General features: G+C 46.9%; 7 protein-coding genes. All 7 read right to left on the bottom strand.

Going from position 1 to position 7,309, the window contains the following annotated elements; translation table 11 throughout:
- Positions 1-252 precede the first annotated feature (252 nt).
- The gene (rpsI, locus tag E7027_03520; protein MBE6421186.1) at positions 253-648 is read right to left on the bottom strand and encodes a 30S ribosomal protein S9; all 396 of its coding nucleotides are present in this window, start codon (positions 646-648) and stop codon (positions 253-255) included.
- A gap of 15 nt (positions 649-663) precedes the next feature.
- Positions 664-1,089, bottom strand: coding sequence for a 50S ribosomal protein L13 (gene rplM, locus E7027_03515; protein ID MBE6421185.1), 426 nt, complete (start codon positions 1,087-1,089; stop codon positions 664-666).
- Positions 1,090-1,257: 168 nt separating this feature from the next.
- Complete coding sequence (dusB, locus tag E7027_03510; protein MBE6421184.1) at positions 1,258-2,232, bottom strand: tRNA dihydrouridine synthase DusB; 975 nt, start codon at positions 2,230-2,232, stop codon at positions 1,258-1,260.
- The gene (locus tag E7027_03505) at positions 2,229-3,722 is read right to left on the bottom strand and encodes a bifunctional metallophosphatase/5'-nucleotidase (GenBank protein ID MBE6421183.1); all 1,494 of its coding nucleotides are present in this window, start codon (positions 3,720-3,722) and stop codon (positions 2,229-2,231) included. The genes dusB and E7027_03505 overlap by 4 nt, the downstream gene beginning before the upstream one ends.
- 1 nt (position 3,723) lies before the next feature.
- Entirely contained in the window at positions 3,724-5,184 is a 1,461-nt protein-coding gene (locus tag E7027_03500; GenBank protein MBE6421182.1) for a bifunctional metallophosphatase/5'-nucleotidase, read from the bottom strand.
- Between the two features lie 79 nt (positions 5,185-5,263).
- Positions 5,264-6,433, bottom strand: a complete 1,170-nt coding sequence (gene nifS, locus E7027_03495) for a cysteine desulfurase NifS (protein MBE6421181.1) — start codon at positions 6,431-6,433, stop codon at positions 5,264-5,266.
- Positions 6,434-6,436: 3 nt separating this feature from the next.
- Positions 6,437-7,288, bottom strand: coding sequence for a Fe-S cluster assembly protein NifU (gene nifU / locus E7027_03490; protein MBE6421180.1), 852 nt, complete (start codon positions 7,286-7,288; stop codon positions 6,437-6,439).
- Between the last annotated feature and the right edge of the window lie 21 nt (positions 7,289-7,309).

Below are 7,309 nucleotides of genomic sequence, written 5' to 3'. Positions count from 1 at the left end.
AGCCCCGGCAGGGCCGAAAATCCCCGGGGCTTTTTGAAAACGATTTTATCCGATCCGGAGCAGAAAGGGGAACTGCGCTAACCCGGACACAATTAAAAAGGTCTTACCGAGGGGAACGGTGAGGCCTTTTTGTTCGCTAAAATACGCCCGAGCAAACCCTTGTAATAAAGCCTGTATAAACACAGAAACCCCGCGTATGTGAGACGCGGGGTTTTGCAAAACATCTTTCCTGCAAGTTCCAAAAACCAACGATTAACGTTTGGAGAATTGGAAGCGTTTGCGGGCACCGGGTTGACCGGGTTTCTTTCTTTCCACCATACGAGGATCGCGGGTAAGATAGCCGGCTTTCTTTACGGTTTTTTTCAAATCTTCGCTGATAGCAGCCAAAGAGCGGGCAATCGCGTGGCGCAAGGCACCGGCTTGGGAAGAAATACCACCGCCGACTACTTTAGCGGTTACATCGTATTCTTTTTCCAAGTTGGTTACCACGAGCGGAGCCTTTACAGCGGCTTTGCAGCGGGCATTGTTACCAAAATATTCATCTAAAGATTTGGTGTTAACGGTGATGGCACCTTGACCTTTGGCAAGTTTCACTTGCGCAACGGAGGTTTTTCTTCTACCGGTTTTGAGTTCTTTTGTATTGTTCATAAATTTCTATCCCTCTTATTTACCAAAGCGTTCGGTGAAGGAATGTTCTTCGCCGGCGAATAATCTTAATCTTTTCATTCTGGGCGCGCGGAGTTTGTTTTCGTCCAACATTCTCTTAACGGCCAATTCCAGTACTCTGGTGGGGTTTTTTTCCAACACTCTTTTAACCGGGGTTTCTTTGGCGCCTTTGGCATAACCGGAGTGGGAGAAATACACTTTCTGTTCCATTTTGTTACCGGTCAATTTCACTTTGCCAGCATTGGTTACTACGACGAAGTCGCCGCAGTCCATATGGGGCGTATAGGTTCTTTTGTGTTTACCCATAAGCAAAACGGCAATTTGAGTAGCCAATCTGCCCAAGGTTTGACCCGTGGCATCAATGTGGTGCCATTTGCGGGTGGTTTCAACTTCCTTTACGGAAGGCAAAAAAGTTTTTGTCATGTTTTATTTCTACCTTTTGTAATTAACGCGCAGCGGAGTGGTGGCCGCTGTCTTAATGACTCGTGGTTTCCTATATATTATATAAAATAGAAAGTTTTTTTGCAGGGAAAAATGGAAGATAAAAAATTACTCCGCTACCAGGATAGCATTTTTGGACAAAATAAACCACTAAAGCGTTGCCAAAGTTTCGGCAAACAGGGTTTCTATCTCCGATAGAGAATCCAGACGAACAAATTTTCCGCGCACTTCGGAAGCATTGGGAAAATCTTTTATCCAATATCCGGCGGTTTTGCGGCTGCGGTTTACACCGATGCGCTCCCCGTAAAAGGAAGCATTTTCCTTTACTAAACTTAAATAAATTTCCAAGCGCTTTTTGGGGTCTTGCGAGGCGGGTTTTTTGCCGGCAAGTTCATCTGTAATATCTTGAAAAATAAAAGGGTTTCCAACGGCTCCGCGGCCAATCATCACGCCGGAACACCCGGCCTGTAAAAATTCTTTTACCAACGAAGCATCTTTTATGCCGCCGTTTCCGATAACGGGAATTTTAACCGCGGCACACGCCTCAGCCACCGCCGCCACATTGGGTTGCCCGCTGTGAACATCTGCCGCCGCGCGCGCATGCAAAGTAACCGCGGCCGCGCCGCAATCTTCGGCCAGTTTGGCCAGACGGACTGCCAATAATTCTTTGTGATTCAAGGCAATACGCGTTTTAAGCGTAACGGGAATTTTAACACTTTTTACCGCGGCCGATAACAGGCGTGCCAGTTTGGCTTCGTCTTTCATCAACACGCACCCGGCTCCGGCTTTATTGATTTTTTTAACGGGGCAACCTGCGTTTAAGTCTACGATATCGGCCCCGGCGGCCTCGGCATTTTTGGCGGCCTCGGCAATGGTTTGTTCGTCCGAACCGAAAATTTGCATGGAAACGGGGTGTTCTTTGGGGTTAACCTGCAACATGCGGCCGCTCTTTTCGTTTCCGTAGTGAAGCGCATGCGCCGACACCATTTCCGCGCAGACAAGCCCCGCTCCTCCCTGCAAACAAAGCACCCGAAAAGGCGAATCGGTAATGCCCGCCATGGGAGCCAAAATCAAATTATTGGTCAATTTTACCTGACCTATTTGCAAAGGAGAAAGAATCGTCATTTTGTTTCCTTCCAGCGGCCCAAAGAGGGAACTTGCGCTTTCTTCTGCCGAATTAAACAGGTACGCATAATTTGCCGTGCTTCTACAAAAGTGCTTTTAAATTCCAATGAATCAATAAAATCATCATGCCCGAAACCGCCCGCCAACACATGGTCGGTTACGGCAAAGCGGTAAGTTTCTCCGGGGCGGACAATGCGTCCGTTCGTTAAAGTAATGCGTTTGATTTTTTTACCGGCAGGGGCTTTCGGGTTGTATTGAACGGTAAAGCCGGCAATTTGTGGGAAGTTATCTTCCGCCGATAATGAAGATTCCAGTGCTTGCTCAAAGGCGCGACCTTTCATCGTTAAAAAAGTAATATTATCCCCGTACGGATAAGTTTTGTACAGGTCATATTCCGTCAAGATCCCGGCAGGGAAAGAACTGCGGATAGAATCGGCATTTAGTACAACTCCGTCCAATTTGGCCCAACGGTGCAAGCAGTCCGCCAACAAATTCCCCAACACGGATTCTTGCGCCAACCCATGGGGAATTTCTTGCTCCACTTCGCTTAATCGGGCGTTCATTTTTTGACGCGTAGCCGCCAACCGTTCGGTTGCCAACGAAGCGAGAGTTTCATCTTCTCCATAAGTTTCTTTCAGTAACGGGATATCTTCAAATTGACTGCTGTGAAAGCGATTGTTTTTATCAAATAACAACCGTACACGGGCCACACTGTCCAACTTAGAACCGGGATATACAATTAAGGTTTGGTTGATTTGTTCCGTTTCCGGCTTCTCACGAGATTTATTGGAACTTAAAATCAAATCAATTCCTTCCACTTCTTCGGCAAGGGCCGTATCTCCCATCCCCGAAGCGTCCGCTTCCCCCAAAGAACTGAGCAAAATGATATAGTCCACGCCTTTTTCTTTCAGCAGAGCAGTCATTTCTTGGGCCGATTTTAACGCATTTTCCGCGCGCAAACCGGGCAAGCGAGATTTATTTTTATTGATGGCCCCGGGGTTTACCAAACCGAAAACGGCTATTTTTATACCGTCCACCGTGCGAATTTGATAATCGTGAAGAGGCCAAGGAATTTGGTTGTCCAATTTTAAGTTGGAAACGACAAAAGGATAAGGGAGTTCCCGCACAATACCGCGCAAAGAAGGCCACCCGTAAATAAAGTCTTTATCCGTTACGGTAGCAACCGAAAAAGGAAGAGATCCTGCCAGTTCCGCCACATAAGTACCTTTTGTTAAAGCACCTTCCGGAGCCGTACCGAACCAACTTCCTCCGTCAAAAAGCAGAAAATTTCCTTCCTGTTTTTGCAGAAAATTTTTAAGCACGGCATATCCGCCGGCTACACGGTTTTGTAAACGAGGTTCCGGGCGCGACCAATAAAAACCTTCCGCGTCCGCCGTAAACAACACATCAATTTGTTTTAATTCTTCCTTTGCGCAACCGCAAAGGCACAAACCAAGTGTAAATAAAACCGCTATTCTGCGCCAAAACATATTATTTTTCTAGAATTCTTCCGGTAGCGGGAACTTCTTTAATACCGGCGCGCAAGCCGTCTTCCATCATATCACGAATCGTTTTGGTGCCGACTTGTTTTTTGTCCTCGTCCGGAATTTGCTTAAACAAATACCCTTCGCTTCCGCCTCCGGCAATGTAAGAGTTGGTGGCAATCTTATACATTTTGCGGTTTTTCAAGCGTTTGCCGTTTACCCAAATTTTTAAGTTTTTTACTTTTCCTTTTTTGTTTACTTGGTAGGTAACCGTTAAACCCGAAAAAGCAAAACGGCTCCACGGAACAAGTCCGCTTAAAACAACACTCTTTAAGAAGCGGCCGGAAACAGTCATTTCCGTAACGGTATTATCAAAAGGGTGAATATCAATTAAATCGCGTTTGGTAATGGGGCCTTGGGGCATATCCACACGCGTGCCGCCTGTGTTATGGATAAATACTTCTACCCCTGTATATTGTTTGCCCAAATCAGCAATCCAGTTATCTAAGGAGCCGTCCCGATGCCCTTGCGTGGCAGGTTTTTTGGTAAGAACTGCTGGTGATTGTCCCACCACTTCATCTACGCCAGGTTCACGCAGGCGTTCGCCCACAGCCAAGATTTTTTCGTCTTGCCCCGTTTTGGCGATTTCCAACGGAATCAGCTGAGACGTAGCCGACACAAATTTACCGGTTTTGTCTTCAGTGGTTACGGTTACTTGGCTGACATATTGGATATTGCTTCCGCTTTCTACGAAGAGAACTTCTTTTTCATAAGTATTTTGAAAAATTTTATGTGCATGACCGCCAAATACAATGTGAACGCGCCCGGAAAATTGACGACCGATATCCCCCACATAAGATTCGATACCGTGTTTATCGTCTTGCAAAGAATCATGCACGATAACGGTTACCACATCGGGGTTTTCTTTTTCTACCTTAGTCAAAGCATTTTCCAAGGCCACCAAAGGCTTGGTAAACATATACTTAACCGTTTTTTTGGTAGGGTTGCGATTGCCGAGCCCGATGACGGCAATTTTGGTGCCGTCCACTTCGAACACTTTATAAGGCAACACACCCGCGGGGTGTTTTTGGGTGTCTTTTTCGAAGAAGTTAGCCGCCAATACCGCAAATTCGCTTTTGGCTAAAATAGCAGGCACCGCTTCTTCGTAAAAATCAAATTCGTGGTTACCAATGGTAGAAGCATGATACCCCATTTCGTTCATAAATTCCACGGCTTTAAGACCTTTTGAATTTTTGGCCTCTACAGTGCCGTTGGAAAAATCACCCGAGTCCAACAGCAAATAATCTTTCGGCCCGCTTTTAAGAACGGCCGCCAAAGCAGCAAACCCGCCCTGACCGTTTTTGGGGTAAAAGAAACCGTGTGTATCACTGGTGTGATAAATGGTAGTGGTTTTGGCAAACAACACTACAGGAAGCAACAAAACGGCTAAAAGTAACAGGCGTTTCATGGTTGTAATTCTCCTTGTTGGGCTTTGTTCAATTTATGCTAACAAAAACACCGCGCCCGTTCAAGGCGCGGATACAAAATCAGGCATTTAAGCGCGAAAAAGGCGATATTTTGCGCAACCGTTCGATAATGGGCGGAAGTTCCTTAAGCACCAAATCTACTTCTGCCTCCGTGGTTTGATCCGACAACGAAAAACGAATAGACCCGTGCGCAAATTGAAACGGAACGCCCATCGCACGCAGTACGTGCGAAGGCTCCAACGAGCCGGAAGTGCACGCCGAACCGGAAGAGGCACAAATACCAAAATCGTTTAAGAACATCAAAATAGATTCTCCTTCGATATACCCGAAACTGACATTGGTGGTATTGGGCACGCGGTTGACCGTATCGCCGTTCACTTTTACATCGGCAATTTGGCTTAAAATACCTTGTTCCAATTTGTCGCGCAAAGTTGCCACACGCGTCATACTGCCGTCCGCTAAGCGAATTTTAGCCAGTTCGGCCGCTTTACCGAGGCCTACAATGTATGGCACATTTTCCGTACCGGCGCGGCGGTGTTTTTCTTGATGGCCGCCCATCATAAAAGGTACAAAACGGGTTCCGCGGCGCACATATAACGCCCCCACTCCCTTAGGCCCGTGAAACTTGTGTGCGGAAAGGGAAAGCATATCAATCTGCGCGGCCTGCACATCTACGGGAATTTTCCCCACTGCTTGTACGGCGTCAGTATGAAATAATGCGCCGTGTTCGTGGGCGATTTGGGCAATCTCGGCAATCGGGAAAATGGTGCCGGTTTCGCTATTGGCCCACATGACGGACACAATTGCCGTTTGGTCGTCAATTACGCGTTTAAATTCTTCCATATCAAAACGACCATGCTCGTCCACCCCGATAAAATCTATCCGCCACCCTTGAGATTCCAAATAACGGCAGGGCTCCATAATAGCCGGGTGTTCCACGGCAGAGGTGATGATATGTTTTTTATTCGGGAAACAGCGCGCCGCAGAAAATAAGGCCGTGTTGTCACTTTCCGTGGCGCAGGAAGTAAAAATAATTTCGTCGGCGTACCGGGCATTTAACAAAGCGGCCACTTGCTGACGGGCCGTTTCTACCGGGCGGCGGTTGGAACCGCCGAAGGTGTGCATACTGGAGGCATTACCATAATTTTCGGTAAAGAAAGGGAGCATCGCCTCCACCACGGCAGGGGCACACTGGGTAGTAGCGTTATTATCCAAGTACACTTCTTTCATAGATTAAGCCTGTTCCACGCTGATAGATTCGTCCAACTTTTCCTTCAGCGTTTTTTCAATAAAGTTTTTAAGGGTTGCTTGCGCGTTCACACAACCGCTGCACATACCCATTAAGCGAATTTTCACCGTATTTCCCGCCAAATCGACCAATTCCGCAGAACCGCCGTCCATGTTAAGGCGCGGACGAATTTCTTCTTCCAGCACGGTTTCCACTGCTTTGATTTTTTCCACAATCGTCATTTGCGAGAAAGTTTTTTTAGCCGGGGCGGAAGGGAGTTCGCACGCGACATTTACTTTATCTAAAATCTTTTGGATTTCCCCTTTGCATCTGCCACAGGCACCGCCTGCTTTGGTAAAATGGGTAACATCTTCCACCGTTTTCAAATGGTTGGAACGAATCGCCTTGATAATGGTTTCTTCGGAAACATTGAAACAATGACAGACGATTTTTTCTTCTTCCTGTTCAAATACCACCGGCGCACCACCTTGACGGTAACTTTTTACAGCCGCTTCCAAGGCTTCCATGCCCATCACGGAGCAGTGCATTTTTTCGGCAGGCAAAGTACCCAGCGCATCAGCGATATCTTGGTTGGTAATTTTAGAGGCTTCTTCCAAGGTTTTGCCTTTTACCATCTCCGTCAAAATAGAAGAAGACGCAATGGCACTGGCACAACCGAAGGTTTCAAATTTAGCATCTTCGATTACTTCCGTTTCTTTGTTTACTTTAATCGTCAATTTTAAGGCATCTCCGCACACCAGGCTGCCGACTTGGCCCGTGCCGTCGGCGTTGGGAATGGCTCCCACATTGCGCGGATTTTTGAAATGATCCATTACTTTATCGGTATAGTCCCACATAAATACTCCCCCTTCTTGTAT

Source organism: Elusimicrobium sp., from assembly GCA_015062115.1.
GTDB lineage: Bacteria > Elusimicrobiota > Elusimicrobia > Elusimicrobiales > Elusimicrobiaceae > Avelusimicrobium.
This window is presented reverse-complemented; position numbering and strand designations above follow the sequence as displayed.